This is a genomic window from Ancylobacter gelatini, from assembly GCF_022601675.1.
Lineage (GTDB): Bacteria > Pseudomonadota > Alphaproteobacteria > Rhizobiales > Xanthobacteraceae > Ancylobacter > Ancylobacter gelatini.
The window spans coordinates 1-26,164 of the sequence record NZ_JAKVIL010000014.1; the positions used below are offsets into that span (position 1 = coordinate 1).

General features: G+C 62.9%; 27 protein-coding genes, 1 tRNA gene and 2 pseudogenes. 18 read left to right on the plus strand and 12 right to left on the minus strand.

The features are described from left to right. A partial coding sequence (locus MKI84_RS19390) for a peptide-methionine (S)-S-oxide reductase (protein ID WP_241621915.1) occupies window positions 1-243 on the plus strand: 243 nt, incomplete at its 5' end. Between the two features lie 162 nt (window positions 244-405). Here the strand turns inward: MKI84_RS19390 and MKI84_RS19395 are convergent. The 4 genes from MKI84_RS19395 to MKI84_RS19410 form a co-directional block, all read right to left on the minus strand. After that, on the minus strand, window positions 406-1,167 hold the full coding sequence (locus MKI84_RS19395) for a ferredoxin reductase (RefSeq protein WP_241621916.1): 762 nt from the start codon (window positions 1,165-1,167) through the stop codon (window positions 406-408). Beyond that, complete coding sequence (locus MKI84_RS19400) at window positions 1,164-1,781, minus strand: sulfite oxidase-like oxidoreductase (RefSeq protein ID WP_241621917.1); 618 nt, start codon at window positions 1,779-1,781, stop codon at window positions 1,164-1,166. Before MKI84_RS19400 ends, MKI84_RS19395 begins: the two co-directional genes overlap by 4 nt. A 286-nt stretch (window positions 1,782-2,067) precedes the next feature. Further along, on the minus strand, window positions 2,068-2,580 hold the full coding sequence (locus MKI84_RS19405; protein WP_342593654.1) for a YkgB family protein: 513 nt from the start codon (window positions 2,578-2,580) through the stop codon (window positions 2,068-2,070). A gap of 705 nt (window positions 2,581-3,285) precedes the next feature. Next, the gene (locus MKI84_RS19410; protein WP_241621918.1) at window positions 3,286-3,873 is read right to left on the minus strand and encodes a cytochrome P460 family protein; all 588 of its coding nucleotides are present in this window, start codon (window positions 3,871-3,873) and stop codon (window positions 3,286-3,288) included. A 182-nt stretch (window positions 3,874-4,055) separates the two neighbouring features. Between MKI84_RS19410 and MKI84_RS19415 the strand changes: the two genes are divergently transcribed. Together MKI84_RS19415 and MKI84_RS19420 are read left to right on the plus strand one after the other, a co-directional pair. Beyond that, complete coding sequence (locus MKI84_RS19415; RefSeq protein WP_241621919.1) at window positions 4,056-4,262, plus strand: hypothetical protein; 207 nt, start codon at window positions 4,056-4,058, stop codon at window positions 4,260-4,262. 212 nt (window positions 4,263-4,474) lie between these two features. Continuing rightward, entirely contained in the window at window positions 4,475-4,684 is a 210-nt protein-coding gene (locus MKI84_RS19420) for a hypothetical protein (protein WP_241621920.1), read from the plus strand. 184 nt (window positions 4,685-4,868) lie between these two features. Here the strand turns inward: MKI84_RS19420 and MKI84_RS19425 are convergent, their stop codons facing one another. Further along, a complete protein-coding gene (locus tag MKI84_RS19425) occupies window positions 4,869-6,083 on the minus strand; it encodes an MFS transporter (protein WP_241622000.1) in 1,215 nt (404 codons plus the stop codon). An 82-nt stretch (window positions 6,084-6,165) separates the two neighbouring features. On the opposite strand from MKI84_RS19425, the gene MKI84_RS19430 reads away from it, so the two are divergent. From MKI84_RS19430 to MKI84_RS19465, 9 genes and pseudogenes are all read left to right on the plus strand, one after another. After that, window positions 6,166-7,182: an AraC family transcriptional regulator gene (locus MKI84_RS19430; RefSeq protein WP_241621921.1), complete on the plus strand. Its 1,017-nt coding sequence runs from the start codon at window positions 6,166-6,168 to the stop codon at window positions 7,180-7,182. Between the two features lie 415 nt (window positions 7,183-7,597). Next, window positions 7,598-8,113 (plus strand): RNA polymerase sigma factor, encoded by a 516-nt coding sequence (locus MKI84_RS19435; RefSeq protein ID WP_241621922.1) that lies wholly within the window; start codon window positions 7,598-7,600, stop codon window positions 8,111-8,113. A 188-nt stretch (window positions 8,114-8,301) separates the two neighbouring features. Continuing rightward, window positions 8,302-9,258, plus strand: a complete 957-nt coding sequence (locus MKI84_RS19440; RefSeq protein WP_241621923.1) for a FecR family protein — start codon at window positions 8,302-8,304, stop codon at window positions 9,256-9,258. A 229-nt stretch (window positions 9,259-9,487) separates the two neighbouring features. Next, complete coding sequence (locus MKI84_RS19445; RefSeq protein WP_241622001.1) at window positions 9,488-11,869, plus strand: TonB-dependent siderophore receptor; 2,382 nt, start codon at window positions 9,488-9,490, stop codon at window positions 11,867-11,869. Window positions 11,870-11,871: 2 nt separating this feature from the next. Then, a pseudogene (locus MKI84_RS20835) lies at window positions 11,872-11,964 on the plus strand (twin-arginine translocation signal domain-containing protein); the annotation flags it as partial. Further along, window positions 11,965-12,783 carry an ABC transporter substrate-binding protein gene (locus MKI84_RS19450; RefSeq protein ID WP_241621924.1) on the plus strand — a complete coding sequence of 273 codons (819 nt, stop codon included), beginning with the start codon at window positions 11,965-11,967 and terminating at the stop codon, window positions 12,781-12,783. A gap of 1 nt (window position 12,784) precedes the next feature. Then, window positions 12,785-14,770, plus strand: coding sequence for a Fe(3+)-hydroxamate ABC transporter permease FhuB (fhuB, locus tag MKI84_RS19455; RefSeq protein ID WP_241622002.1), 1,986 nt, complete (start codon window positions 12,785-12,787; stop codon window positions 14,768-14,770). Continuing rightward, window positions 14,767-15,540, plus strand: coding sequence for a siderophore-iron reductase FhuF (fhuF, locus tag MKI84_RS19460; RefSeq protein WP_241621925.1), 774 nt, complete (start codon window positions 14,767-14,769; stop codon window positions 15,538-15,540). Before fhuB ends, fhuF begins: the two co-directional genes overlap by 4 nt. Next, window positions 15,537-16,379, plus strand: coding sequence for an ATP-binding cassette domain-containing protein (locus MKI84_RS19465; protein ID WP_241621926.1), 843 nt, complete (start codon window positions 15,537-15,539; stop codon window positions 16,377-16,379). Before fhuF ends, MKI84_RS19465 begins: the two co-directional genes overlap by 4 nt. A gap of 401 nt (window positions 16,380-16,780) precedes the next feature. Here MKI84_RS19465 and MKI84_RS19470 read toward each other — a convergent pair. After that, window positions 16,781-16,915 (minus strand): annotated as a pseudogene (locus MKI84_RS19470) (IS110 family transposase); the annotation flags it as partial. Between MKI84_RS19470 and MKI84_RS19475 the strand changes: the two are divergent. The 3 genes from MKI84_RS19475 to MKI84_RS19485 all read left to right on the plus strand — a co-directional run bounded on the left by MKI84_RS19475 (window position 16,912) and on the right by MKI84_RS19485 (window position 18,948). After that, entirely contained in the window at window positions 16,912-17,310 is a 399-nt protein-coding gene (locus tag MKI84_RS19475; RefSeq protein WP_241621927.1) for a hypothetical protein, read from the plus strand. The pseudogene MKI84_RS19470 and the gene MKI84_RS19475 overlap by 4 nt on opposite strands. A 119-nt stretch (window positions 17,311-17,429) precedes the next feature. Beyond that, entirely contained in the window at window positions 17,430-17,651 is a 222-nt protein-coding gene (locus MKI84_RS19480) for a hypothetical protein (protein WP_241621928.1), read from the plus strand. A 76-nt stretch (window positions 17,652-17,727) separates the two neighbouring features. Beyond that, window positions 17,728-18,948 (plus strand): Arm DNA-binding domain-containing protein, encoded by a 1,221-nt coding sequence (locus tag MKI84_RS19485; RefSeq protein ID WP_241621929.1) that lies wholly within the window; start codon window positions 17,728-17,730, stop codon window positions 18,946-18,948. A 783-nt stretch (window positions 18,949-19,731) separates the two neighbouring features. On the opposite strand, the gene MKI84_RS19490 is transcribed toward MKI84_RS19485, so the two are convergent. Beyond that, on the minus strand, window positions 19,732-19,905 hold the full coding sequence (locus MKI84_RS19490; protein ID WP_241621930.1) for a hypothetical protein: 174 nt from the start codon (window positions 19,903-19,905) through the stop codon (window positions 19,732-19,734). A gap of 217 nt (window positions 19,906-20,122) precedes the next feature. Here MKI84_RS19490 and MKI84_RS19495 point away from each other — a divergent pair, with 217 nt between their 5' ends. Further along, entirely contained in the window at window positions 20,123-20,452 is a 330-nt protein-coding gene (locus MKI84_RS19495) for a helix-turn-helix domain-containing protein (RefSeq protein WP_241621931.1), read from the plus strand. A gap of 13 nt (window positions 20,453-20,465) precedes the next feature. On the opposite strand, the gene MKI84_RS19500 is transcribed toward MKI84_RS19495, so the two are convergent. Further along, window positions 20,466-20,888: a very short patch repair endonuclease gene (locus MKI84_RS19500; RefSeq protein WP_281063262.1), complete on the minus strand. Its 423-nt coding sequence runs from the start codon at window positions 20,886-20,888 to the stop codon at window positions 20,466-20,468. Window positions 20,889-21,009: 121 nt separating this feature from the next. Here MKI84_RS19500 and MKI84_RS19505 point away from each other — a divergent pair, with 121 nt between their 5' ends. After that, on the plus strand, window positions 21,010-21,381 hold the full coding sequence (locus tag MKI84_RS19505) for an ATP-binding protein (protein ID WP_241621932.1): 372 nt from the start codon (window positions 21,010-21,012) through the stop codon (window positions 21,379-21,381). A 256-nt stretch (window positions 21,382-21,637) separates the two neighbouring features. Here the strand turns inward: MKI84_RS19505 and MKI84_RS19510 are convergent. Beyond that, window positions 21,638-21,712 (minus strand) — tRNA-Gly (locus tag MKI84_RS19510). 140 nt (window positions 21,713-21,852) lie between these two features. Continuing rightward, complete coding sequence (locus tag MKI84_RS19515; RefSeq protein WP_241621933.1) at window positions 21,853-22,893, minus strand: threonine aldolase family protein; 1,041 nt, start codon at window positions 22,891-22,893, stop codon at window positions 21,853-21,855. Window positions 22,894-23,089: 196 nt separating this feature from the next. Here MKI84_RS19515 and MKI84_RS19520 point away from each other — a divergent pair, with 196 nt between their 5' ends. Further along, the gene (locus tag MKI84_RS19520; protein ID WP_241621934.1) at window positions 23,090-24,649 is read left to right on the plus strand and encodes a bifunctional aminoglycoside phosphotransferase/ATP-binding protein; all 1,560 of its coding nucleotides are present in this window, start codon (window positions 23,090-23,092) and stop codon (window positions 24,647-24,649) included. On the opposite strand, the gene MKI84_RS19525 is transcribed toward MKI84_RS19520, so the two are convergent. Both MKI84_RS19525 and rutR read right to left on the minus strand, forming a co-directional pair. Then, on the minus strand, window positions 24,646-25,305 hold the full coding sequence (locus tag MKI84_RS19525; protein WP_241621935.1) for a DsbA family protein: 660 nt from the start codon (window positions 25,303-25,305) through the stop codon (window positions 24,646-24,648). The genes MKI84_RS19520 and MKI84_RS19525 overlap by 4 nt on opposite strands. Further along, on the minus strand, window positions 25,302-26,021 hold the full coding sequence (gene rutR / locus MKI84_RS19530) for an HTH-type transcriptional regulator RutR (protein ID WP_425353868.1): 720 nt from the start codon (window positions 26,019-26,021) through the stop codon (window positions 25,302-25,304). Before rutR ends, MKI84_RS19525 begins: the two co-directional genes overlap by 4 nt. Window positions 26,022-26,164: the final 143 nt, after the last annotated feature.

The window sequence follows — 26,164 nt, forward strand, 5'->3', positions numbered from 1 at the left end:
AGCTATCGTTCGGCGATCTTCTACGCCGACGACGCGCAGAAGGCGGTGGCGGAAGAGACGATCGCCGATGTCGAGGCGTCGGGTCTCTGGCCGGGCAAGGTCGTCACCGAGGTCGCGCCCGTGGGGGATTTCTGGGAAGCCGAGCCCGAGCATCAGGATTATCTGGAGCGGATCCCCAACGGCTACACCTGCCACTTCATCCGGCCCGGCTGGAAGCTGCCGCGCCGCGTCGACGCCGCCTGAGGCACGAGACTGCGCCGGATTAGGAATAGGGCAGCGCCGGAGGTCCGCAACGGGGCTTCCGGCGTTTGGCTGCGTTTGTCGGGTACCGTCCGCAGGTCCCCGTCAGCAAATCGGGGCGCGCTGCAGTTCGCAAGCGACGGGGCGACCGACTGACTCCTCTTGTTACGTGCGGATCGCACCCGTGGGGCCGAACCGCTCCGTTCGAACGCGACCTGCCACATGGCCCATCTTGATGAGGTGTTCGACAATCGTTTCAACGAACCTCGTCGGCCCGCATACGTAGACGTCGGGGTTTCCCGCCGGGGTGAATTGCCGGCGGGTCAGCATCACACGGCCGATCCTCCCCCGCTCCCCGGTCCATCCCGAAGGAACATTGCGGGTCAGCGTGTGCGTGAGCGTGAATTGGGCGCCCCGTGCGGCCAGCCGATCGAGTTCGCTGCGATAGATGATCCGGTCGATGGTCCTCGATGAATAGAGCAGGCGGGCAGGCTGCGTCGCGCCGGCCGCGTCGCGCGAGCGCAGCATCGACATCAGCGGCACGATGCCCGAGCCGCCCGCGATCAGCAGCAAGCCGTAATCATACTCCGCGGACCAGGCGAAATAGCTCCCGATCGGTCCGCAGATCTCGATCCGGTCACCGATGCGCAACTCCTCATGGAGGAAGCCGGAGACCTCTCCGTCAGGCACAGCATCGATGGTCAGTTCGATCTGTGGACTCGTACCGGCGCCGGAGGCGATGGAATAGCTGCGCTGCGCGACATAGCCGTCCTCGGCGGTGAGGCGCAGGTCGACATGCTGCCCACCCAGGTGGCCGGGCCAGCCGGGAACATCGAAGCTGATCGTCTTGACTGTCGCCGTCTCGGCGCGGATCGCGGTCACCGTCGCAACGCGCCATTGGGCGGCCGCCGTGGCTGCGTTGATCATCGGTCGCCCTCGTAGCGCTGTTCCCGCCAGGGATCGCCGCGAAGGTGGTAGCCGTGCGATTCCCAGAAACCCGGGGCGTCGTTCTCACGAAAGGCGAGACGCCGCACCCATTTCGCACTCTTCCAGAAATAGAGGTGCGGCACGAGAAGGCGGGCTGGGCCCCCATGGGATGGCAGCAACGGCAGATCGTCAAAATGGGTCGCGATCATCGCACGCGCCTCGATCAGATCGGCGACGAGCAGGTTGGTCGTATATCCCCCATCACAATGCGCCATAAGGAAGCCAGTCGGCGCACTATCCAGTCCGACGGCACGCAAGAGGTCGTCGATGGTGACCCCGCGCCAGCGCGTGTCGAACTTCGACCATTTGGTGACGCAGTGGATGTCGCAGGTGATCTCGGTTTGCGGCAACGCCTCGAACTGATCCCAGCTCCATTTGCCCAGCAACGAGCCCCCATGTTGAAGCGCAAGGCTCCAGCGATCCAGCCGCGTGTGCTGGGTCGGGCCGGCGGTCAGCACGGGAAATTCCGGCGTCAGGAACTGGCCCGGCGGCAATCTCAGGCGATCGGCGTCGCCGTCGCGGCGCTTGCCTTTGAAGCCTCTCGTCACAAGCACGGCGATCCTCCTCCTCGGATGATGTGTAAGGCAGCCGATGGCCTTGCGAGCCGCGTGCCCCTGAATCGGCATCTTGCGTGACCGGTCGCCGACATGGTCAGGGCGTCGCGTCGGCCGGCTTCCCGGTAAAAGAGGCGGATCCCATCGACCGCCTCATAGTGATAGGTCGTGGGTGTTGTCTCCGGTGCTGCGGCAGCCGACGGCCCTGAGAAAAGAGTGGCGAACCCGATCGCCGCAAGCTTCAATTTCATCATGGTCGTTCCCCCGAGCGTCGTGTGTCGTAGCCTTACTTGGGCAATCTCGCCCTTGAGGCGAGCAGGAGAGTGACCGACGCCGCGAGCAGGACGAGGTCCTTCAGAAGAAATTGTCCGGTTCCAGCCGAAATGGCGGGGAAGCCGCCGAGGGATGGCTCGAACACACCCGGCGTGCTGATGAAGAAGGTCAGCGTGATGAGGTAGGTCGCGGTCGACATGGCGGCGCCGAGGGCAGAGAACTGCGGAACGAATGCACCGGCGGCCAGGGCGGCGGCGGTCGACAGTTCCAACACCCCGATTGCCCGGGATGCGCCTTCAATCCCGAACAACGTATGCATCCAGCTCATGACCGGGCTGTTCGCGATCAGCGGCGCGATCCCCTGCGCTTCGTAGCCGGTAAACTTCATGCAGCCAAACCAAACGAATATTACCACCAGCGACCACCGTAACGGGGCCAGGATGGACATGGAGCCGAAATTTCGTTCGGCCACGATGGTGCCCTGTGACCCCTCGGGGGAGGTATCGAGCGTGTGGGCCTGAGACATTTTCACTGTCATCTCCATTGCCTGTGGTGGGTTTGGCGGTTCCCGCCATGTGTTGGGTGATCTGGCGCCCGCTATCGCAGCGTGGTTGTGGGCGATGGAAGTGGCGTGAAGGGCGACGCCGCAGCTTGCCGCCGCCCTGTTCTATTGACCGTGGGTGCACTAGCGGCGATCGAACCGAGGGCGCGCGGCACCCTTGATACGGTTTATTCGCGGGGAGACTCCCCCGCGGGTTGTAGGATGCCTGCCGTTACCCCGGCCGTGTCGATACCTTAGACGCGCACGGCGCGACTCGGGCCGAACCTAATCCAGCCACCGCCGGGCCGGGTGTCGCCGCGTTGAGGCGCTGTCATCGCTCATCACGCGGACCCCGGCCATGGCGGTCGGCGTCTGCGAGATGAGGTGTCCACGGACTGGCGAGCGGGGGCGCAGTGAAGAAGGTTGGCCGGGAGTTCTGTGAGATCGGACAAGATGCGATGTGTTGCGGCTTCGTACACAGACTGTCATCCAGATGCTCCTGAGACCTCGCCGAAAATCTCTTCACTGCATCTGGATATCAACCGGATAACGTCGAAAATACTCCGACACGGCATTTTAACGCCGCGCAGATCTACCGCAGAGCCGTTTCCTGGCGTTCGTCTCTCTCATCGTGTGCCAAATCCATGGTTCTTCCATTGTCCCGGCCGGGTCTGCGCGATGGGCCGGTATCTAATGATCGAGACGCGGGTAGAACTGCGTCCAGACATCATCCTTCTTGGCGCTGGCCATATGGCAATAGGCGCACTCGCCGATGGGACGAGCTTTCGCGGTCGGCGCTTTGGGTTCATGGTGATTAAAATTGAAGTAGCCCCAGCCGCCAGTCTCGGCGAAACGCTTACTGTCTTTGACCGTGACATCCGCACCATTCAGGGCACCCGGAAAGTAGCCCCGACCCGAAGGCTCGGTTCGTGAGCCATCCGGATTCTCCGCCGGCAGCGCGAGCTGCAGCTCCTTGAAGAAGGTCGTGCCCTCGGGGAATACATTCGTCTTCTGATACGTTTCGTATGAAACAGGATCCATGTAGACATTGTGGTATTCGGGAAAATTTGCTTCGCCATCGTTAAGTGCATTTGGTGTGAGCGGCGAGCCAACGAATACCCATTTCTCGAAATTCTTTGGCAAAACCAACTCACCTGATGCGGTGTATTCGGGCTTGTACTGTGTCCTGACATCAGTGTTTGCCGTCTGGGCGATTACGCCGGTCGTTATTGCTGACACTGCCGCAACAATCGCTGCAATCGTCACTGAATATTTCATTTTGGTCCCCCAACGCTGGCAATCGCTGGGACCTTAGGCGAGAGGGCGGTTCAAGGAGTCCGAAAGAAAACGCCGATCGTCCAAATCGTGCTGCCCCCGTGATCGCTGGCGACCGCCTGTTTCCTTGGAAGTTTAGTCCCGGCATCTCGCGAAGCAGGTTGAGTGTCAGGCGGCAGGGCTCAATGGCCGTATCGCTCGCCGATCAACTCGTCAGGCGTGCTATCGTTTCGGTGCTGAAGGAGCACGAGGCGCGGATCAGGACCGCCGAGGTGAGCCGCAAGCGCGGGGTCGTGCGCCTCCCGGAACGGCGCGGGCCTCCCGGCGAAAAGCGGATTCCGCGTGCAGCACTGTTGGCGATGCTGAAGCGCGTGGCCGACGACCACGGCTGATCTGCCGCGCATGGTGAGACCATCCGGGACAGGGGCACCGGGGGCACGTGAGTGCGGGCAGGCGGATTTACACAATGAGCTGAGAGCGCGCGTTGGTAGCTGGCCGCCCCTGCGACTCGCCCGTTTGCGCCGGATGGCCGACGCCACGCGCCACCGTGGCAAAGCGGGTCCGAACTGCGCCGGTAGCTTGCCGGGGACGGCGGAGATCGCAGATGGCTGCCGAGGGCGAGCGCAGCGAGGTCAATGCCGAAAAAGTCGATACGGTCCATCAGTACGCCGATCTCGCCTTTGGCGCGGGCGTCATACTCGCAGCGCCCGAGTGCCGTCCAACGAGAACCGGATCGACCTGGATAGAGCCAGGATGGATCGCACCACCGGTGTTTTGCTCAATCTTGATGCTGGGTAGCCTGCTGGATCAATGATCGAAATATTGGCAGCGTCGAAGAAGGACGCCATCGACGATGGCGCGCTTCGGGAGGACGCTCTGGTCAATGATGACCGACAACGCAGCCCTGATCTCCGAGTTGGGATAAGGCTTGGAAACCAACACTAAAGCGATGCGATGGCTGAGCATCCCTTGCGCCGTTCAGCCATCGCATCGTCCATCTAGTGCAGCGCGGTTGCGCGACCGCTGCCCGGTAGAGTGCGCACGCCCAGCAGGACGATCAGCGCAGCGACCACCAGAAGCAGGCAGGCGGCGGCAAAGGTGCCGGTCACGCCATCGACCGCAAGTATCGCGCCCCCACCAGCCGCTCCTACCGAGATCGCCAACTGAACGGACGCAACGAGCAGGCCGCCGGCGGTCTCGGTCTGATCCGGCACGGCGCGGGTGAGCCAGGTTGACCATGCGACCGGAATGCCGCCAAAGGCAAAGCCCCAGAGGGCGAACAGCAGGGTGTGTACCATTGGATCCGCCGGAAGGGTGACGAGGGCGATCCCCAGCGTGGCCATCAGCAGCGGCATGCCGAGCAGGGCCGCTTTCAGGCTACGCTCGATCAGCGGGCCGGCCGCCAGCGTGCCGACAAAGTTCGCCAGTCCAAAGCCGAGCAGAATGCCGGAGAGCGCGTTGATGCCGATGCCGGTAACCGTCTCGAGGAACGGCCGGATATAGGTGAAGACCGCGAAATGACCAGCGAAAGCCAGCATGGCCGCCGACATGCCTAATGCGACGCCCGGCCGGCGCAGAACGTCGACCAGCGTGCGCAGCCGCGCCGTGCCGATAGGCGCCATACGGGGCAAGGTCACGATCTGGACGATGATCGTTACGACGCCCATGGCCGCAGCCAGCAGGAACACGGCGCGCCAACCAACGAGATGGCCGAGATAGCTTCCGACCGGAGCGGCGAAGATCGTCGCCGCCGAAACGCCGCTGAACAGGATCGACAGCGCACGCGGTATCATCGCCTCAGGTACGAGCCGCATGGTCAGCGCCGCCGACATCGCCCAGAACCCGCCGAGCGCCAGCCCCAGCAGCACGCGGCCGAGGATGAGCAGAGGCAGGTTCGGCGCGAACGCCACGATAAGGTTCGAGATCACCAGCATGATTGAGAAGGCAACCATGAGGTTGCGCCGATCGATGCGCTGGGTCACCGCCGAGACCAGCAGGCTGGCAGCCATCGCCACCAGAGCCGTTGCCGTCACGGCCTGACCTGCAGCGCTTTCGGTAATGCCGAGATCAGCTGCCATCGGGGTTAGCAGGCTGGCGGGAAGAAACTCCGCCGTTACCAGGCCGAAAACCCCCAGCGTCATCGAGCCGACGGCCGCCCATGCCGGGGAAATGGCGGGCGCTTGTGTCGCGTCCACCGCAAGCGTGTCACTCATACGTCTGCCTTTCCAGAGAAGGATGTTGCATTGCAACAGGCTAAGCTGGTTTGGTAAGACGAACTATGCCAGAATATCCGCCATGTTTGATCATTCGTCCGAAGCTGCGGTCTCCGCGGAGCTATCCACCTACCCCGACGTCGTGAGCGAACTGCTCGGTGGGATGCGGTTTGTCGGGCTGAAATATCGCCGCATTCAGATATCCCCGCCCTTCGGCGTGCATTTCGGTAATGAGGCGGGACGTGCGCAGTTTCATTTCATTGCGCGCGGCACGGTTTATCTACGGAGAGCCGAGGGCGACGTCGAAAAGCTGGAGGCCGGATCAGCGGTGTTGCTGCCGCATGGTGGGGCGCACGACCTGCTCTCAGCGCCGGACCTGCCATGCCGCACGGTATCCGCCTTTGCTGAGGCTCCGCTCTGCGGCACCGTCGCCGCGATCAATGCCTGCGATGCCGATCTCTGCCGCAGCACCGATGTCGTGATCTTCAGCGGCTGCATGGAACTGGAACTCGGTGGCATGAAACCATTGGTCGCCTTGATGCCATCGGTGATGTCGGTCGGCACGTTGCTGGATCGCTATCCCGAATTGCTGCCGATGCTGGAGGCTATGGAGCGGGAAACCCGCGGCGACCGTGCAGGCTTCGCCGGCATCCTCGCCCGCCTTGCCGAGGTGGTGTCGGTCTTCATCGTCAGGGCATGGGTCGAATGCGGCTGTGGCACCGCCGCCGGATGGGTGGCCGCGCTGCGCGATCCCCGGCTTGCGCGCGTGATTGTCGCCGTGCACCGCGATCCCGGCCGCGAATGGACGGTGGCTGAACTTGCCTCGGTCATGGGTAGTTCCCGCTCCGTGTTCGCCGCACGTTTTCTCGACGTGACGGGGATGACGCCGCTGCGCTATCTCACCGAACTGCGGATGCGTCTTGCGGCACAATGGATCACACGGGACAAGATTCCCATCGAAACGGCCGCCGACCGGCTCGGCTATGGCTCGCACGCTGCGTTCAGCCGCGCCTTCAAGCGGACGATGGGGTATGCGCCGGGGGCTCTGCGGTCGATGCAGCTTGCTCCTAGAATGGTCGAGCAGCGCGAGGGGAAATAGCATCATGTTCTTGCGAAAAGAGCCGCTCGGAGAACAAAAATACAATCAATTCAAATAGGCTGTCGCCCCCGCCGCCGAAGCTAATCACGCGCCAGAGGCGAACGTTCGCCAGGACGACGACGAATGGCTGGTCTAGGGCCGGAGCGGACCGGCCGCTGTTGGGGACTTCAAAGGAGAAGCGGACATATCGCCGATGAATGTCCGAGGCGGAGACTGACCCAAAGCGAACGTCAGACTTTGTGAGGAGGCGTCTTAGAATCAACTTTTCGCAAGGAGAGCGCCGGAGTCTCACGATCGCAGGACAGGCGGGATTTTTTGACCCTAGAGTAGTTCTAATTCTTTGTAGTTGCGCATGAATTCGCTTCTGCTAGTGAACGTCGAGAGCGTTCAGCGGAAGGCCCGGAGGGGTAGCGAATTGAGTGCGACCGTCGCCGCCATCTTCCTGAACAATCGCAGATCGCTGATCTGGAGCGTGATGCGTATCGTGCGCGATGCGCAGACGGCGGAAGATGTCGCGCAGGAGACCTATGTCCGTGCGGTCCGCGCGGCGGAAACCGCCCCGATCGAGCACGTCGAAGCATTTCTACACCAGACCGCCCGCAATCTCGCGATCAACCACAAGCGGCGCCATGACATGCGCGGCAGGATCGAGCGCAGCGATCTCCCGGATACCGACGTCGAGAACATTGCGTCGTCCGCTCCCTCTCAGGAAGCCGCTCTCATCCAGCGCCAGCGGCTCCGCTGCCTCCACGCCGCAATCGCCAAGCTTCCGGAGCGGGCCCGGACCGTCTGGCTTCTGAGCCGAATCGAGAAATGGCCGTACCCCAGGATTGCCGAACATCTCGGCGTCTCGCCCAATACGGTCTTCAACGATCTCAAGCTCGCCCATGCCCATTGCGTTGAGGCACTGGCGAAGGTCGACCGCTGCTGAGTTTCCCTCGCCGCTCGTGATATCTCGGGAGTGCCCCTCCAAGCAGAGATCTTTGTGAGATTCCAGCTTTCCGATCGTCTTAGGTATAAGGCCGTTCAAGCCACGGCTTGTTAGAGGATTCAGCCCGAGTGCAACGCGACGGGGAACTCAGCGGTCAAGAACCGGGATTCGTGCATCCGGATCCGGCGATGGATGCTGCGCTGAATTGGCTGTTCACGCTCCAGGCCGCGCCGGAAGACCAGCAGATCAGGGCCGAGTTCGAGACGTGGCGACGGGCAGAAGCGGCGCATGCGGAAGCATTCGCCGTGGTAGCCGATGCCTGGGTGCTTCCGGATATGGACACGGTTGCCGGCGAGGTCGCCCAGCGCACGCAATATCCCGCGCGAGCGGCGGGCAACGTCGCCCCGCTTCCGCGCTCGAAGCGCCGCAACTGGGCGAAAGCCGCGATGGCGGCCGCGGCGGCTGTGCTCATCGCGGTGGGTGTGCAGCAATACCCCACGCTCAAACTTCGCTGGCAGGCTGATTACCTGACCGTCGCCGGTGCGCGGCAGGAGGTCATGCTCCCCGACGGGTCGCGGATGATCTTGAACACGGCATCCGCCGTCTCGCTCGATTTCGAGGGAACAAAGCGATCGGTCACGCTGCTTCAGGGCGAAGCCTATTTCGATGTTGTGCCGGACGCTTTGCGGCCCTTCACCGTCGCGGCGGCTTTCTCCGAGGTGACAGTCAAGGGAACGGCCTTCTCGGTTCGATCCGATAGCGAGCAAGACAGCGTCATATTGGAGCGCGGCCTTGTCGACGTAAGTCGGCTTCCAGATCGGGAGCAGACGGCTTCGTTGAAGCCGGGTGAGAGCATCGTCGCCACTGAGATGTCGCTTTCCCCCGTCCAGCAGGCGGACCCGGCTACGTCGCTCGCCTGGCTCCAAGGCCAGCTCATATTCGAGGATAGGCCTTTCGATCAGGTGCTGAACGAGGTCGCACGTTATTACGGCCACTCGATCATCGTCGCCAATGACCGGTTAAAGCAGATCAAAATCAACGGCAATTACCGCCTCAGTGATCCGGAACGGGCCGTGCGCTCCCTTGCGACGGCTGCGGGTGCTTCAGTCACTCGGCTTCCCGGCGGGATTCTGATCCTGCAGTAAGCACGTAAGTTTTTTTGTGAGATTTCCCTCGCCCGATTGTCAGGTCTTTATGGGCCGAGACGCGTGAGTGTGCATCGGCCCCGACTTCAGGCAAAAGGGGCTATCGATGGGGCGGCATGCGCGGGCTGACGCAAGACGGACGACGGGCGGGAAGGACGCGCACCGCAGCAGAAAGCGCTTTGCCTCTCTGCTGATTTGCTCGACCGCTCTGTGCAGCGCGGGCTTGTTCGTGCCCACGGCTGCGCATGCGCAGGCCCGGATTGCCGAGGCTGTGAGCTTCAATATCCCTGCTCAGCCGCTGCGCTCGGCGATTAACGCCTTCACCCGCGCCACCGGCTGGGAAGTCGGCTTCACCTCGCAAGCGGTGGAAGGCAAACGATCGAGCGCCATTGGCGGCATGCTGCCGCCCGGTCAGGCTCTGCAGGCCCTGCTCGCCGATACAGGCCTGCATGCCGCCATCTCAGGACCGTCGACCGCCGCCATCGTAGACCCATCCGCCCAAAGCGATGCCGACGTAGAAACAAATGGCGTGGTGATGCTCGACACGATTTCCGTTGAGGGCGAAGCGATCAACAATTGGGACGCGCCACCCCCCTATGCGGGTGGCCAGGTCGCGACCGGTGCCAAGCTCGGCATGCTCGGCAATATCAGCGTCATGGACGCGCCGTTCAACGTGACGAGCTACACGGCCAAGCTCATCCAGGAGCAGCAGGCGGTCACCGTCGCCGACGTGGTGGCGAATGATCCGTCTGTCCGCGTTTATACAAACGGTCTCGCCTCATCTGCCGGCGTTGGAGACTCGTTCTTCATTCGCGGCTTCTCCGTCGGGAATTACAGCATCCTGCTGGACGGGTATGGCGGCATCGCTTCTAACCGCATCATTCCCGTCGAAACCATGGAAAGCGTCGAGGTGCTCAAAGGCCCCAATGCGCTTCTGAATGGGTATACCCAGTACGGCTCTATCGGAGGATCGATCAACGTCGTCCCGAAGCGGGCAACTGATGACCCCATCACACAGTTCACCGCAAGCTATATATCCGACAGCAACTTCGGCGCGCATATCGACTACGGACGACGCTTTGGGGCAAACAAGGAATGGGGCGTACGGGTCAACGGCGTATTCCGCGACGGTGACACCGCGATAGACGGCCAGTCCGCCCGGCTCGGGGTCGGCACCATCGCGCTGGACTATCGCGGCGAAGATCTCCGCGCCAGCCTGGACGCTGGGTATATCGATCAGAAGACCATCGCGCCGACCGGTTCGGCCGGTTTTGGCTTCGCTTCCGGGATGCCCATTCCGCCGGCTCCCGACCTCAGCAAGCAGATATATCAGGATTGGGAATATGCCGAGGCGAAGAGCGTCTATGCTCTCGGCAAATTTGAATATGACTTGAACTCATCCTGGACCGTCTATGGCGGCGCAGGATTCAACCACTACAATCAGGACATTTTGTCGACGGACATCTATGTCACCGACGTCGCCGGCAACGCTATCGCGACCGCCTATTACAGCCCAATTCAGGGTGATTCCGCATCGGCTCAAGCCGGCATAAGGGGTGAGTTCGAGACTGGTGTCATCGGCCACAAGGTGAACCTCAATACGTCCTATCTCTTCCAGACGATGAACCAGCAGAGCAACTACTACGGATTCTATTCTTTCGATACAAATATCTATGACGCTCCGACAATCCTGCGGCCGTCAACAGCCGGGTTCAGCGACAATCCACCGAAATACTGGGACATCAACGCTCCGGCCGTGACGATCGCGGACACGATGTCGTTCTTCGACGATCGTATCCTGTTTACCGCCGGTGCGCGCTATCAACAGATCAAGGTTGATGTTTTCAATCCAGATGGAAGCATTTCGCAGGGCTATGATGAACAGGCGGTGACGCCAGCCTTCGGCATCGTCGTGAAGCCGATCGAGAACATCTCTGTCTATGCCAATTATATCGAAGGGCTGCAGCAAGGGCCCGTCGCATGGCCCGGCACGGCAAACGCGGGCGAGGTCTTCCCGCCGATGCTTACAGAGCAGATGGAAGTCGGCATCAAATATGATTTCGGCACCTTCACCGTGACCGCCAGCGTCTTCGAGATAACCAAGCCCAACAGCATCATCACAACGAACGCGGCCGGCGAGTCGATCTTCAGTGTCAATGGCGAGCAGCGAAACCGCGGTGTCGAATTCAATATGTTCGGCGAGGTGAGGAAGGGCCTGCGTCTGCTGGGCGGCGTCGCCTATACCCAGGGCACGCTGACGCAGACCGACAATGGTCTCTATGACGGTAACACGGCCGTCGGCGTCCCGGCCTGGCAGGGCAATATCGGCATCGAGTGGGATCCCGCCTTTGTCGAGGGGCTCACATTGTCGGGTCGTGTGATCGCGACCAGTTCGCAATATGTCGACCAGGCCAATACGCAGAAGCTGCCCAGCTGGACGCGGTTCGATCTCGGCGCACAGTACAAAACCCAGGCCCTCGGCAATCCGCTCGTCCTGCGCGCCGCGGTCGAGAACGTCGCCGATACGAATTATTGGGCGGCCGTCAGCGACGGCTGGGTCACCATGGGCACCCCGCGCACCTTCAAGCTCTCGGCCACTATGGACTTCTGAGCATGGAGTTCCTACCGGGAGCCTTGCGGCCGACACGCCGGCAATTCTTGCGATTTGCCGGCGTAGCCGGACTGGTCGCCGCACCCGGATCTCGCATGGGCGCAGCATTCGCGATCACGTCCAACCCACTGATCGCGCTGGACTTCGCTCATGCGCAATCGCTTCTTGCCGTGGGCGTCAAGGATTTCGGCCTGGCCGAACGGTGGCGGTATCAACGCTTGGTGCAGGAACCCCAGCTTCCGGAGTCGGTCTTCGATATCGGCACCTTCACGGAGCCCAACCTTGAACTGCTGGCCGAGATCAAACCTCTAGCCATTCTTCATTCAAAGGAATGGCCGACCGATACGGCTCAGCTAAGGCGGATTGCCCCACTGGTGGAGATGTCGATCTACACCGGCGCCCCCGCGCCACTCGACCGGGCGCGACAGGCGCTTTTGCGTATCGCGGAGATTGCCGGCGAGGGGCGACGCGCATCGGATTATCTTGCGGGCTTCGATGAACGAATGCGGACATTCCGCGACCGCTTGAGGCTCTTCGAGGGCAAGCGGGTCATGGTTCTGTGGGCAGCGACTCCGCGAGATTTCTGGACACTCGGAAGCGCCAGCCTCGTCCATGACGTTCTCGACCGTGTCGGACTGGGCAATGCCATCACCGAGCCCGGCGACATCTGGGGTTGGCTCCCGGTGACGATGCACGAACTGGCCAGACTCGACGATGTGATTGCCTTTCATTTCGGTCCAATCCCCAACGCTTTGGACAGCAATCCTTTCTGGCAAAATCTCGGGCTGGTGCGATGGCGTCGCTTGGTCGTTCTGCCCTCTAGTTGGTTGTTCGGCGGGGTGCCCGAAGCCGAGCGAATGGCCCGTCTGCTGACTCATGCTCTGGAGGGATCGGATCATCTCTCCATCAATTGAAATGCGGCGCGGACGGCCTGCGTCCCTCTGGTCTCTTCTCCTATGCATCCCCGCCGGGATCGCCGCTCTTCTGAGTCTCCATCAGCTTTGGCAGGACATACCGCCGGTCGAATGGTGGCCGGCACTGCTTGCGCCCGCATTCGACAATCCCGGCCAGATGGTGGTGCACTACGTCACCCTGCCGCGCATTGCCGCGAGCATGCTCGCCGGCGCCGCACTCGCTTTGTCGGGCGTGATCTTCCAACAGGTTCTTCGTAACCCTCTGGTTGAGGCCTCCACCTTGGGTGTCTCCGGCGGCGCCGGCCTTGCCCTTAAGGCAGCGGCTCTGCTCTTTCCCTCATTGACGTGGCCACCCGCGATGGTTGCGTCGCTTGGCGCCGCTGTCGCGATGCTGCTGACTCTTGGCCTCGCTTCCCGGGACGTCGCTTCGCCGGTGCGGCTCATTCTGGCAGGCCTCGTCGTCGGCCTGTTTTGCGGCGTCGTGAGTTCCGTCCTGGCGCTCTTCTTCCACGAGCAACTGCGCAGCGTCTTTCTTTGGAACGCAGGCTCGCTGGTCAATCTCGGCTGGGATGCGTCTGCCAACATTGCCCCAACACTCACGGTGTGCGCGCTGTTGTCGGTATGTATGATCCGACCGCTCGAACTGCTCGACCTGGACGATCACGGCGCCCGCAGCCTCGGCGTGTCGGTCGTCCACGTCCGGCTGGCTGGATTGCTGCTTGCCGTCGTGCTGGCTTCCGTGACCATCGCGTCCGTCGGGGTGATCGGCTTTATCGGCATCGCCGCGCCAGCGATCGTTCGACTGGGCGGCATCCGCAGGTTCAGGAGCCGCCTGATTGCCGCGCCTCTGCTTGGTGCGAGCCTGCTCTGGTTTGCGGACCAGATAACGCAGGCAAATCCATTGTTCCCAAACAAGCTACCGACCGGCGTCATTACGGCCATTCTCGGCGGGCCGCTCATGCTGTGGATGCTGCAAGGACTTCGCGGCGCGCGCATGGGCGGCGCTGGCCAACACATCGGGGCGTCAGCCCGATTTGAGCCACCACGTCTTTCCATCGCCGTTTCTGCTTGCGCACTGACCCTCCTGATCTGGACATCTCTGTCCCTGGGAAGAAACCTCGATGGCTGGATCTGGCATGGGGTTTTGGACGTCAATGCCGTGCTCGAATGGCGCTGGCCCCGCGTCATTGCCGCCGGGCTGGCCGGAGCGATGCTGGCCACGGCCGGCGTGATGATCCAGAGGGTCACCGGCAACGCGATAGCTAGTCCAGAAATCCTCGGCATCAGTTCCGGCGCCGCGATGGGCGTTGCCATTCTCTTCCTGTTCGACCCGGCGGCGGCCCATGTGGTTAAGGTCGCTGCCGCGAGCGGCGGGGCGTTCGTCGTCCTGGCCTTCACCTTCGCCCTGATGCGACATGCGTCGGGCTCTCCCGAACGCATGGTGCTGACGGGCGTGGCGCTCGCAACGGTGTTCGGCGCTTTTCTGTCTGCGATCACCGCGCGTTTCGATCCCCGCATCGTTGGCCTGCTGTCCTGGCTTGCCGGCTCGACCTATTCCGTCACTGCAAACGATGTTGTCGTCCTGGCTTTGGTCGCGCTCGGTCTTGCAGCAATCGTTCCGTTCACCATGCGCTGGCTGGAAATCCTGCCGCTCGGCGAGGTGACGGCGCGCGAGCTAGGGGTCGATCTCAGGCGCAGTCGCCTGATGCTTCTGCTGATCTCCGCGCTGCTCACGGGGGCGGCCGTTCTCACCATCGGGCCATTAAGCTTCGTGGGCCTGATGGCACCGCATCTTGCCCGCATGGCTGGGTTCCGATCCCCCTTCGTCCAGCTCACCATGTCGGCCATTCTCGGCGCGTTCATCATGGTGGCGGCCGACTGGCTTGGACGTAATCTGCTGTTTCCGCACCAGATACCGGCGGGCATGCTGGCGGCGCTGGTCGGCACGCCTTACTTCATGTACCTGATGTCGAGGCGGCCGGGATGATCCCTGAGTTGTCGTCCGCCTTTCCAGCCGGCCTCGAACATCACGCGCAGTCGGTCTCACTGATCGACAACGGGCGGCCATCCGTTCCTGGCCGATGCTTTCTCGAACGTGATACGCTATCCACCGCACTTCTGCGGCTTCGGCCCAGATACCCGAGAGCGAGCGTTCCGGTGCTCGCCGTGCTCTGGGCCAAGATGTATGGCTTCCGGATTATCGCTGCGAGCTTGCCGCCAGCGCTTCTGCTGGATTGGCAGCTCCCCGTCGCCCTTGATGAGGCGAGTATGGCGCTCGATCCAGAGGACGGATGCGCGGCTTGCCTGCACATTCCGCACGTTGGGTCTAGGGCAAGCTCCGCGGACCCGTTCGAGCGGCTGCAGGGTTCGATCCGCCACCATCTCGATCCGGTGCTGGAAGCTGTCTCGCTCCATATGAAGGCGCCGATTACAGCGCTACGCGGCGATGCCGCCGTCAACTTCCATCACATCGCGTCTGAGGTCACGCAGGCAGCCGCCCGCGCGGGCCGCCCGTTGGGCTGCGATGTCGGACGACTCTCGACGGCAAAGACCTGGCCAGATGGTAAGGCCAACACTCTGCACGCGCCGTTCCTCCCAAGGGAAAGCTGCAGCGGACACAAAACTCGACGGACCTGCTGTCTCCATTACCGTGCGAGTGAAGACGGAAGCTTTTGTGCCACGTGCCCTGTTGCGGAAAAGCACCTGCGGATGAGCCATCGCATGTCGCATCTCTGCCCTGAAGGTCTAAAGCGATGAACGTCCCTCCCAGGCTTCCTGCCGCATGCCGGTCATATGCCGAATTTGCGTCCGGGGCGGATAGCCATGCAGCACTGTTTCGCCTTGAGGATCTGTCGTTCCGAATAGCGGGGCGAACACTGCTGGAGCCTCTGACGCTCGACCTGCCGGCGGGGCGGATCATTGGCCTCATCGGGCACAATGGCTCGGGTAAGTCGACACTGCTGAAAATCCTGGCACGTCAACAGTCGCCGACGAGCGGCGCGGCGTATTTCGAGGAAAAGCCTCTCGAAAAGTGGGGCCATCTCGAGCTTGCGCGCCGGCTCGCCTATCTGCCGCAGCACGTGCCGCTCGCGTCGGGCCTGCTTGTCAGGGAACTCGTCGCGCTCGGGCGTTATCCATGGCACGGCCCACTGCGGCGCTTTGGCAAAGTCGACCGTGAGAAGGTCGAAGAAGCGATTGAGTTGACAGGCATCGGACCGTTTACCGAACGCTTGGTGGATACGCTTTCCGGCGGTGAGCGCCAGCGCGTCTGGCTGGCCATGCTGGTGGCACAAGACACAAAGTGCCTGCTGCTCGACGAGCCAACCTCGGCCCTCGACATCTCCCATCAGATCGAGGTGCTATCCCTCATCGGCACACTCTCACGCGAAAAAGGCCTCGGGGTCGTGCTGGTTCTGCACGACGTCAACATGGCCGCTCGCTTCTGCGAGGAGATCATCGCGCTGCATACCGGCCGAATGATCGCGCGAGGCTCTCCCGACGCCATCATGACGACATCTACGCTACGGCGCATATACGACATCGACATGCAAATCGTCGTCCATCCAATCAAGGAAACTCCCATCGCATTGCCCTAATGCGCAATGGTCGAACGCCGAATGTTCCCGCAAGCGCATTGAAACCCGGCGTTACACAGCCAATTTCCTACCGCTTTGAGGCTACACCCCAAGGTCCGCTCTGGCGCAAGATGCCGAAGTGCCCAGCTCCGCTAATGACCGTGTGTGGACGCCCCGTTGGATGCGAGAGGTTTTTGAGGGCATGTTGCGCGGGTTCAGGTGCTTCCGTGTGTCCGGCCTGTTGATGCAGCCATCATCACGGCTGCTGGCCTGTATGGAGATCGGGGATCGAGACCAGATCGCTTTTGCGCGCTCGAGGCGCCCGGACATTTCACTGGTTTTCCCGACCCCGTCTGCTGACCGTTGCGCCATACCTCTCTGCTGACCTTACCTTGCGTCCCTGACGCCTCGAGCCGTGGCGATTATGCCGCCGCGGCCGGAGCTCTGTAGGATCCGCCGTGCGCCATCAGCGCCCAGACGATCCTTGCCATCTTGTTGGCCAGTGCGACCGTGACCAGCATACGCGGCTTGCGCGCCAACATGCCGGCCAGCCATGCAGATGGACATCTTCACACGCACGCAGGCCGCCCGCTTCCTCCAGAGCCATGGCCTTCGCACCACGGCCGCGAGTCTTGCCACCATGGCGACACGCGGAGGTGGCCCGAGATTCCTGAAGTTCGGGCGCTATGCGCAGTACCGCAGGTGCGACCTTCTGGAGTGGATGAACCTTCGGTGCTCCGGCCTTCTCGATTCCACCTCGACACCGTCGAATGGCAATACCGGTGGCCTCTTCGCCTACGAACCGGACAATGGCGACTTGGAGGACGAGCGGGATTATCGCAACACCGGGGATCGGTACTTCGACGAGGTCACGCGGCTGGAGGAGGCCGGCGAACTCGACGCTATGATTCAAGCCGCCGGCGAAAGGCATCACCAATTCGAGCTGCGGTGATGCACAAGCTAAATAGTCTATACATAACAAATGCTTAGTTGACACCCGTAATAGGTCTGGTTTGTAATAGAGGGGCGGAGTTTCCGCCCTTTCATCGCAAGCTGAAAGGACTTGAGACCATGCGTGAAGACATCGACTTCAACGACAATTTCATCCTGATCCCGGCAGCCTCCGGCGGCGGCGCGCTGGTGCGTCGTAGCCAGATCGCCGGGGGCCGCGCCAACGGGGCGGACGGCGCGATCGTCTACCTGGCGGCGGGACCGAGCGTCTACACCACCGCCACCATTCCGCAGATCGCCCGCTATCTCGGCGCGGAGGTGGCCGACATCCGCCGCGAGTGATGGCGCTCCCATACTCATTGATGCCGCCGGTGACCCCGGCGGCATTTTCATATCCGCTCACCGATGAGGATCGCGCATGGCCGCCGTCGCCGGACTTCCCTATGAAAATATCGATCCGCCTGCCCTCGTCGCGCACCTGGACGAGGAACACCGCGAGAGACAGCCGAAACGCCGGCGCGGCCAGCGGGACTATGTGCACGTGCGCCTTACTGACGATCTTGTTCGTGCGGTGCAGCCGCCCGCCCGCGAGGAATGGGTTCGCGACGGCGGCTGTCCCTATCTCGCTTTGCGCATCCAGCCCGGCGGCAGCAAGAGCTGGTATTATCTCTACTCCGACCGCGACGAACAGCACTCCGAACGCGAGCATCTGGGCAGCGCATCTGATTATACCGTCGAAGAGGCGCGTCGGAAGGCGGAATGGCGTCATGCCGGTCACCACGGCTTTGACCGGCGAGCGCCGAGGCTTCGCCGCGACCTGCCATTGAAGGAGGTCGTGACGCTCTATTTCTTCGAGCGCAGTCCGACCGATTCCGATTGGTTCAAGGTGATGGAGCGCCTGTTCGCCCGCTATCTCACGCGGAGATTCGGCAGCCAGCCGCTTTCGGCGCTCGACCGCGAACGCTGGCTGTTGCTGGCGGAGAAAGTTGCCGCCGACCGTCCGACACGCGGCGTCAATTTTCTTAAAGGGGCGAAGGCTTTCCTTTCATGGGCGGTGGAGCGCGGCTTGCTGCAAGCGAACCCGTTGGCGAAAGCCAAGCTCGACCTGCCACCGGCTCGCCAAGCCACTTTCCTGTCGGTGGACGACATCCGCGCCATCTTCGAGGCCGCGACGCAGCTCGGCCATCCATGGGCCGCGATGGTGGGCCTCATGATCCTCACCGGCGAGCACATGGAGGATGTGCGCGAGATACGGGGTGAAGCCGTCTTCTGGGACGAGGGCGCCTGGGCGGTGGAATATGACCGCTGGCGCGGCCCGCATATGGATACGTCGCGCCGGATCGACCTTGCGCCGGAGGCGATGACCTTACTCGCCTCTTACCGTAGCACACGGGGCTATCTGTTCGCCTCGCCGCGTGCGCTTCTCACGCCGAAGCCCATCAATTTCTATGCCGAGATCAACGAGAGGTTGCGGCAGGAAAGCGGCGTGCCGACGCCGTGGACTGTACGCGACCTCTGGCTGTCCGTTCAGCGCGAAGCAGAACGCTTAAAGAAGGGGGCGGAGACTTGGACGGCTTGGGCCACGTGGATCGCATCCGGGCGGCATCCGAACGCCGTGGATTTCGAGGTAGAGCTTTGAGCCGGACGCCATCGGCAGGCCAGAACCAAGGGAGAATGCCCATCACGAAACGTGAAACAAGCCTTCCGTGCGAGTGGAAGCCGCGTGGATGGGAAGGGACAACGAGCGGCCCCGCGCACGAGTCCGCGACGTGAGACATGAAATATGCCGCTCGGCCTATCTATTCGGGTATGGCCGGCGCGATCCCCATCGGGAGATGCGACAGGCGAAACGCTTATGCAACATGGCGCGATACGCACTTGAAAGGGCCGAAACGTCTAGCCAAGTCGCATGAAACACGTCGCGTAAAAGGTCACCTACCGGAAAACCGGGCCGAAAATTTCGAAGCGAACACGTAGCTCAGAGAGCTCCTGTGAAGCCCCGCAGGAACAACCCGCACGGCGCGTGGGGCGAGATTGCCGGATGAATGTCACAGCCGCCGTGGAATCGCCTTTCGCATTCCTGCTATCGAGTCTGTCAGCGCGTATCTCGAAAGCCGAAAGCTCTTCGGATCGATCAGCCTTCCTCTTCTCCGGAGTTGTCGCCGGGCTCAGTCATCGGAAAGAGTATAAGTGGATGGCACCGGCACCACCCCCCAATCCCTCCCAGCATCGTTCTCGTAACAATGCTCCAAGGCCAAATGCTAATCAGGACGAGTGAGAAATTCCGGATGCCAAATTTCGAGATCATGTGAAAAGAGAAGTCAGGATATCGAACGGTTTCGGATATCCGCTCCGCAGGATAATGGGACAGCCTTCCGGTGCTCGATGTAACGTTGGAGTATCGGAAGGCCCCTTCCTGCTTTCAGCCTCGCGGCCCCTCCCAGTCCCCCGCCTCATAGCGTCGCCAAAGCTCCCGCCGCACCCGATGCCATTTCCCTCGCTGGAAGGTCTCGGAGTAGCGCCACGCCCGATCCTCCTCGATGAAGGCGATTTCCTCGGCACGGGGGCCATACTTGGCGACCAGATCGTCAGCCACGGCTTTGATATCACCTACTGGGATTAGCCGAGGCCGGATGTTCAGCTCCCATGTGTGCCAGAGCAGCGCCCCCCAAATAGGTGAGAGAACGGCAGCGATACCGGTCCATTTCACTCCACCTGTGAATGCGTCCCAATCCATAACCACATATCGTCGTCGAAAGTAACGCCATATCGTACATCGACATGTGGTGTCTGCCAGGAACATTTTGTTCCTCATGGATATCTTTGCGTCGAACCTGAAAAAGCGCGCTGAGGAACTCGGCATATCGAATGCCGAAGTCGCTCGCCGGGCAGGGCTAAGTGAAAGGCGGTACGGGAATTATGTCAGTGGTCGTCGCGAGCCCGATCTAGCAACGCTGGTAGCGATTGCGAGGGTTCTCGAAACGTCGCCAGACAACTTATTGTCCTACGATTCCCAGACCTCGCCGATAGGTCTCAGTATCCCGAAACAACGGATTCGTTCGGCCTCCAACGCATTGTCCGATGAGGAAGCGGAACTTATCGCTGTGATGGTAGAAGCGGTCTCTGCGAAGCGACGCAATTAAGGCGAGATGGCGCTTATGAATCCAATGGCAGTCGAAGGTCCTCAGCCAACCTCAAAAGGAGGAGTTCACTATCAGCGGTTTCGCATTCCCAGACGACGATTACCCGCCACCCCATATTCTCCAGAGCGGCCTCATTCGCGGCGTCTCGTTCAACATTGCGTCGAAATTTCTGCGCCCAATATTCTGAACGAGATTTCGGGATGTGTGCGACCTTGCATCCCTGGTGTTGGTGCCAAAAACACCCGTGTACAAAAATCGCTATTTTGCGGGAAGGAAACACCAGATCGGGCTTGCCAGGAAGGGAATGCCGATGCAGCCGATACCTATATCCAGCATTGTGGAGCATGCGACGCACCAACCACTCGGGCTTTGTGTTCTTTCCCCGTATCCTCCGCATCCGCTCGCTGCGCTCCTGCGGTGTGAGCGTGTCCGCCATTTCTTATCCCAAATGTGTCGTCCAGAGGTCGTTCGGAAATCAGGCTATCCCCATTTTCGTGGAATGAGTTGGGCCGAATTAAGCAAAATGGTAAGCGGTAGAAACACCGGAAAGAAATTCGATGGCCGCAACTGAACCCGAGCGATTACATTTTGATGTGAGCACCGGTCTGAAGAGCGTGCTCGGCAGCGAACTAATCACCGATGATGAAGTTGCAATATTTGAACTTGTAAAGAACTCGTTCGACGCGGAAGCCACATTGGTTCAGTTATATTTCGGAGATTCAACGATCACCGTCGCCGACGATGGAATAGGTATGTCCTATGACGACATCAAAACCAAGTGGCTCTTCGTTGCCTATTCCGCAAAACGTGAATCCAATCGTGAGGCCGACTTTCGAGACGATATCGCCGAGCGGCGGAACTATGCAGGCAGTATTAGTGATTTCCATATTTCCCTTAGGCGAGCCAGCGTAAAATGTTGGAAATTGTAAGACACTCCTGCCCGCCAAGGAAAGCGCCCGTTCCCTTCCCACCGCCCGCTCTCTACAGCGCTATGTGAGAGCGCGAGAGCGGGCCGTGGAAAGCGAACTACCCTCAGCGCTCTATCTCTCTATCCCTATATCGACAGGGCGACGCATGAGCCCGAGAGCCGTTTGATCCGCGTGGCGACCCGGTGGCGACCCGGAATTCAAACGACAAGGCCGCCTTGCGGCGGCCTGACGTACACACTGATATTAAAAGAAAAAATGGAGCGGGCGATGGGATTCGAACCCACGACCCCAACCTTGGCAAGGTTGTGCTCTACCCCTGAGCTACACCCGCACCGCTCCGTGTCCGGTCAGTGGCGGCCAGCGCCGCGCCCCGAACGAGGCGCTCTATGCCCCAGCCCGACGCGGATTGCAACGCCCTTTCGCATTCTTTCTCACGAGGCTGGGGACAAGTCCGTGCGGAACGCCTCGTCGTCACGCCAGCTTCGCCATCGCCGCCAGCAGGCGGTCGACATCGGCCTCGGTGGTGGCAAAGGAGGTCACCAGCCGCGCGATGCCCTGGCCCCAGCGGTCGGTGTAGAAGCGGAATCCTTCAGCCAGCAGGCCGGCGACCATCGGCGCGGGGAGCTGCACGAACAGGATGTTGGCTTCGACCCGCCCCTGCACCGTCGCGCCGGCCACGCCGTCGAGGCCGCGCGCCAGCCGCTGCGCCATCGCGTTGGCGCGGCGCGCATTGGCGAGCCAGAGGTCGCCGTCGAGATAGGCCTCCATCTGGGCGGAGAGGTAGCGCATCTTGGAAGTGAGATGCCCGCCGCGCTTGCGGCGGAAGGCGAGTTCGGCCGCGCGGGCGGGGTCGAACAGCACCACGGCCTCGACCCCCAGCGCGCCGTTCTTGGTGGCGCCGAAGGACAGGATCTCGACGCCCGCCTTCCAGGTCAGCTCCGCCGGGCTGGCCTCGAGCGCGGCGACGGCATTGGCGAAGCGCGAGCCATCCATGTGCAGCGCCAGCCCCGCCTCGCGGCAGGCATCGCCGATGGCGCGGGTTTCCTCCAGCGAATAGAGCGCGCCGGATTCGGTGGCCTGGGTCATGCTCACGCAGGCCGGCTGCACGCTGTGCACGTCGCCCTTGCCCAGCGTCGCGGCGCGGCGCAGCTGCGTGATGTCGAGCTTGCCGCCCGCGCCCTCGACATGCACCAGCTTGGCGCCGCCGGTGTAGAATTCCGGCGCGCCGCATTCGTCATTCTCGATATGGCTGTCGGGGTGGCACAGCACCGCGCCCCAGGGCGGGGTCAGCACGGAAAGCGCCAGCACATTCGCCGCCGTGCCGGTCGAGACCAGGAACACCGAGACCTCGCGCTCGAACACCTCCGCGAGGCGCTGCGTGACCCGCCCGGAAATCGCGTCGGCGCCATAGGAGGGCAGGGGGCCGTCATTGCAGGCGACCAGCGCGGCGATGATCTCGGGCGAGGCGCCGGCGGCGTTGTCGCTGGCGAAGCTGGGAAGGTGGTCGGTCAAGGCGGGCTCCTCGGTCCGGGCATGGCGGTCGGGGTTGCTTAGACCATTTTCCGCGGCAGGTGAGCGCCGTCGTCACTGGAAAATGGTTCCGGTTCCACCGGGGCCGGACGGGGCATAGGCAAAACCTGTCCTGATCCTTCCCGATGCCGGGTCCGCGCGGTCGCGCTAGTCTCTCCTGGCGAACCAGGGAGCCCGCATGACTGAAGCCACCCATGTCGTCGCCGACCAGTCGGCGGTGTTCGCGCTGCTGGCGGCGCCACAGACCCACGGCATCGCCGGCGAGGTGCGCCGGATCGATACCCATGGCGCCGTGGTGTTCCTCGCCGGGGAGCACGCCTACAAGGTCAAGCGCGCCGTGCGCTTCGACTTCATGGACCTGTCGACGCTGGAGAAGCGCCGCGCCGCCTGCGCCCGCGAGCTTGAGATCAACGCCCCGGGGGCGCCGGAGATCTATCTCGGTCTCGTCGCCATCACGCGCGAGGGCGCGGGCCTCGCGCTTGGCGGGGAGGGCGAGCCGGTGGAGTGGGCGGTGCATATGCGCCGCTTCGATGAGGAGATGACCTTCGACCGCCTCGCCGCGCGGGGTGAACTCAGCCGGGAGCGGCTGACCCGCCTTGCCGCCGCCGTCGCCGCCTCCCACGCCCGCGCCCCGCGCCACCGGGAGATGGCGTCCGCGTCCGAGCTGGCGCGGGTGGCGGCCGATAATCAGGCGGGGCTCGCCGAACGGCCGGAACTGTTCGCGCCGGACGCGGTGGCGGAGCTGGGCGCGGCGTGCCGGCGGGCGCTGGAGCGGCTCGGGCCGCTGCTTGAGGCCCGCGCACGGGCCGGGGAGGTGCGGCGCTGCCATGGCGACCTCCATCTGCGCAACATCGTGGAGGTCGGCGAGCGCGTGGTGTTGTTCGATGCGCTGGAGTTCTCCGAGCGGCTGGCGACCACCGACCGGGTTTACGATCTCGCCTTCCTGCTGATGGATCTCGCCGAACGGGGCCTCATTACCGAGGCCAATCTCGTGTTCAACCGCTATGTCGCCGAATGCCGCGAGGGCGAGCCGCTGGGCGGCCTGCCGGCGCTGCCGCTGTTCCTCGCGCTGCGGGCGGCGATCCGTGCGCAGGTGACGGCGGCGGGCGCCGACCATCTCGATGGCGCCCGCCGCGCGGCCGCGCACAAGGAGGCGCGCGACTATCTTGCCTTCGCGCATGTCGCGCTCCAGCCGGAGCCGGCGGAACTGGTGGCGGTGGGCGGCCTGTCGGGCACCGGCAAGAGCACGCTGGCCGCTGCGCTGGCGCCGGGAATCGGGCCGCTGCCGGGCGCGGTGCATCTGCGCTCGGATGTCGAGCGCAAGCGCCTGTTGGGCGCGCCGGAATTCGAGACGCTGCCGGAGGCCGGCTATGCGCGCGAGGTCACCGCACAGGTCTATGCGCGGCTGCGCGAACAGGCGCGGGCGGTGCTCGCCGCCGGGCATGGCGTGATCGTCGACGCGGTCCACCAGCGCCCGGAGGAGCGCGCGGCGCTGGAGCAGGTCGCGCGGGACTGCGGCGCGTGCTTCCGCGGCCTGTGGCTGGAGGCGCCGCTGGACGCGCTGGCGGCGCGGGTGAGCGCGCGGCGCGGTGATGCCTCGGATGCCGGCGCGGAGGTGGTGCGCCAGCAGGCGGCGCGCGATATCGGCCCGCTCGACTGGGCGCGGGTTGATGCGGGCGGCCGGCCGGACGAGGTTCTGGCGCGGGCGCGCGCGGCGCTCGCTGCCTCGGGAGCTTAATTCTCGCTGGCGCGCTTGCGGGCGTCGGCCACCACGTCCTTGAAGCCCTGATAGTCCAGCGAGGCCGCCACCTTGTAGGGGCCGACCAGATAGACCGGCGTGCCGGGAAGCTGGAGCGCCTCGGCCTGCTGGTTGTTGCGCACCAGTATGGCGCCGATCTCCGCGGCGTTCTTGTCGAGGTCGGCGGAGAGGCGGGCGAGGTCGATGCCGGCCGCCTTCAGCGCGGCGCTCATCTTGGCGTCGGTCATGGAGCGGTTGGGCAGGGCGATCAGCGCCTTGTGGGCGGCCTGATACTTGTTCTGGTAATTGGCCGCCAGCGCCAGATGCGCCGCCGAGACCGAGCTTTTGGCAAGGATCGGCCAGTCCTTGTAGACGAGGCGGATCTTGCCGTCCTCCTTCACCAGCTTCTCCAGCGCCGGCGAGGACTGCTTGCAGTAGCCGCAATTGTAATCGAAGAACGCGACGATGGTGACGTCGCCCTCGGGGTTGCCGCCGGTCGGGGTCTTGGGGTCGAACAGCAGGGCCTCGACGTCGAGCGGGGTCTGGGAGGGCTGGGCGCCGGGCATCTCGCCCTGCGCCGCCCATGTCTGCGGCGCGGCCAGCATGGCGAGCAGCGCGGTCATGACCACGGAGCGCATGAGGGTGCGACGGTTCATGGCGTGCTCCTCGGCCCGTCGTCGGGCAGAATGGGTGTGTCGGGACGGGTACGGATGCCGTCGAGAATGATGCGCTGGACATTGAGCGCGGCCCGGTTCGCGAATTCCTCGTCATCGAGGCCGGTGCCGAGCAGGGCGTCGATCTGCACGGCGAAATCCGCGTAATGCTGGGTGGTCGCCCAGATGGAAAAGATCAGGTGGTGCGGGTCGACCGGGGCCAGCCTGCCCTGCGCGGTCCAGTTGCGGATCATGGCGGTCTTGGTGTCGACCAGTTGCTTGAGCGAGGTGCGCAGTTCAGGCCCGAGCAGCGGCGCGCCCTGGATGATCTCAAGGCAGAACAGCCGCGAGGCTTCCGGATGTGTGCGCGAGAACAGGATCTTGCGCCGGATATATTCGCCGATGCCCAGCACCGGGTCGCTGTCGGGCTCCAGCCCGCGCAGCGGGTCCAGCCACTCGTCCAATAGCCGGCTCAGCACGCCGACATAGATGTCTTCCTTGGACGCGAAATAATAGAACAGGTTGGTCTTGGACACCTTGGCGTCCTCGGCGATCTGCTCGACCGTGGTGCCGTGCAGGCCGAAGCGCGAGAACAGGCCGAGGGCGGCATCGAGGATCGCCGTGCGCTTGGCTTCGATCTGCTTGAGCCGGCGGGGCGTCTTGGTGCCGGAGGCGGGGGGCTTGCTCCTGTCCCGTATCCCGGCTGGCCGGGCGATCAGCCGTGAGCGTTGACCCGTTTTGCCATCCGTCGATGCGGCTCGTGTCAAATGCGGTGCTCCGGACCCCTGTCCATATGGTGACATGCCATGGAAGTGCTTCGCATCGCAATATGCGGTGGCGCATGCGGTCGCATCTTGCCGAC

Bases quoted from the DNA above. Each gene is read 5' to 3' on its own strand.
- MKI84_RS19440 (WP_241621923.1), top strand. From the start codon at position 8,302: ATGGATGCTGCGCTGAATTGGCTGTTCACGCTCCAGGCCGCGCCGGAA.
- MKI84_RS19465 (WP_241621926.1), top strand. From the start codon at position 15,537: ATGAACGTCCCTCCCAGGCTTCCTGCCGCATGCCGGTCATATGCCGAA.
- MKI84_RS19405 (WP_342593654.1), bottom strand. From the start codon at position 2,580: ATGTCTCAGGCCCACACGCTCGATACCTCCCCCGAGGGGTCACAGGGC.
- MKI84_RS19420 (WP_241621920.1), top strand. From the start codon at position 4,475: ATGGCTGCCGAGGGCGAGCGCAGCGAGGTCAATGCCGAAAAAGTCGAT.
- MKI84_RS19500 (WP_281063262.1), bottom strand. From the start codon at position 20,888: ATGGCGGACACGCTCACACCGCAGGAGCGCAGCGAGCGGATGCGGAGG.
- MKI84_RS19430 (WP_241621921.1), top strand. From the start codon at position 6,166: ATGTTTGATCATTCGTCCGAAGCTGCGGTCTCCGCGGAGCTATCCACC.
- fhuF (WP_241621925.1), top strand. From the start codon at position 14,767: ATGATCCCTGAGTTGTCGTCCGCCTTTCCAGCCGGCCTCGAACATCAC.
- MKI84_RS19395 (WP_241621916.1), bottom strand. From the start codon at position 1,167: ATGATCAACGCAGCCACGGCGGCCGCCCAATGGCGCGTTGCGACGGTG.
- MKI84_RS19410 (WP_241621918.1), bottom strand. From the start codon at position 3,873: ATGAAATATTCAGTGACGATTGCAGCGATTGTTGCGGCAGTGTCAGCA.
- MKI84_RS19495 (WP_241621931.1), top strand. From the start codon at position 20,123: ATGGATATCTTTGCGTCGAACCTGAAAAAGCGCGCTGAGGAACTCGGC.
- MKI84_RS19520 (WP_241621934.1), top strand. From the start codon at position 23,090: ATGACTGAAGCCACCCATGTCGTCGCCGACCAGTCGGCGGTGTTCGCG.
- MKI84_RS19450 (WP_241621924.1), top strand. From the start codon at position 11,965: ATGGGCGCAGCATTCGCGATCACGTCCAACCCACTGATCGCGCTGGAC.
- MKI84_RS19505 (WP_241621932.1), top strand. From the start codon at position 21,010: ATGGCCGCAACTGAACCCGAGCGATTACATTTTGATGTGAGCACCGGT.
- MKI84_RS19485 (WP_241621929.1), top strand. From the start codon at position 17,728: ATGGCCGCCGTCGCCGGACTTCCCTATGAAAATATCGATCCGCCTGCC.
- MKI84_RS19480 (WP_241621928.1), top strand. From the start codon at position 17,430: ATGCGTGAAGACATCGACTTCAACGACAATTTCATCCTGATCCCGGCA.
- MKI84_RS19525 (WP_241621935.1), bottom strand. From the start codon at position 25,305: ATGAACCGTCGCACCCTCATGCGCTCCGTGGTCATGACCGCGCTGCTC.
- MKI84_RS19425 (WP_241622000.1), bottom strand. From the start codon at position 6,083: ATGAGTGACACGCTTGCGGTGGACGCGACACAAGCGCCCGCCATTTCC.
- MKI84_RS19475 (WP_241621927.1), top strand. From the start codon at position 16,912: ATGCAGATGGACATCTTCACACGCACGCAGGCCGCCCGCTTCCTCCAG.
- MKI84_RS19415 (WP_241621919.1), top strand. From the start codon at position 4,056: ATGGCCGTATCGCTCGCCGATCAACTCGTCAGGCGTGCTATCGTTTCG.
- fhuB (WP_241622002.1), top strand. From the start codon at position 12,785: ATGCGGCGCGGACGGCCTGCGTCCCTCTGGTCTCTTCTCCTATGCATC.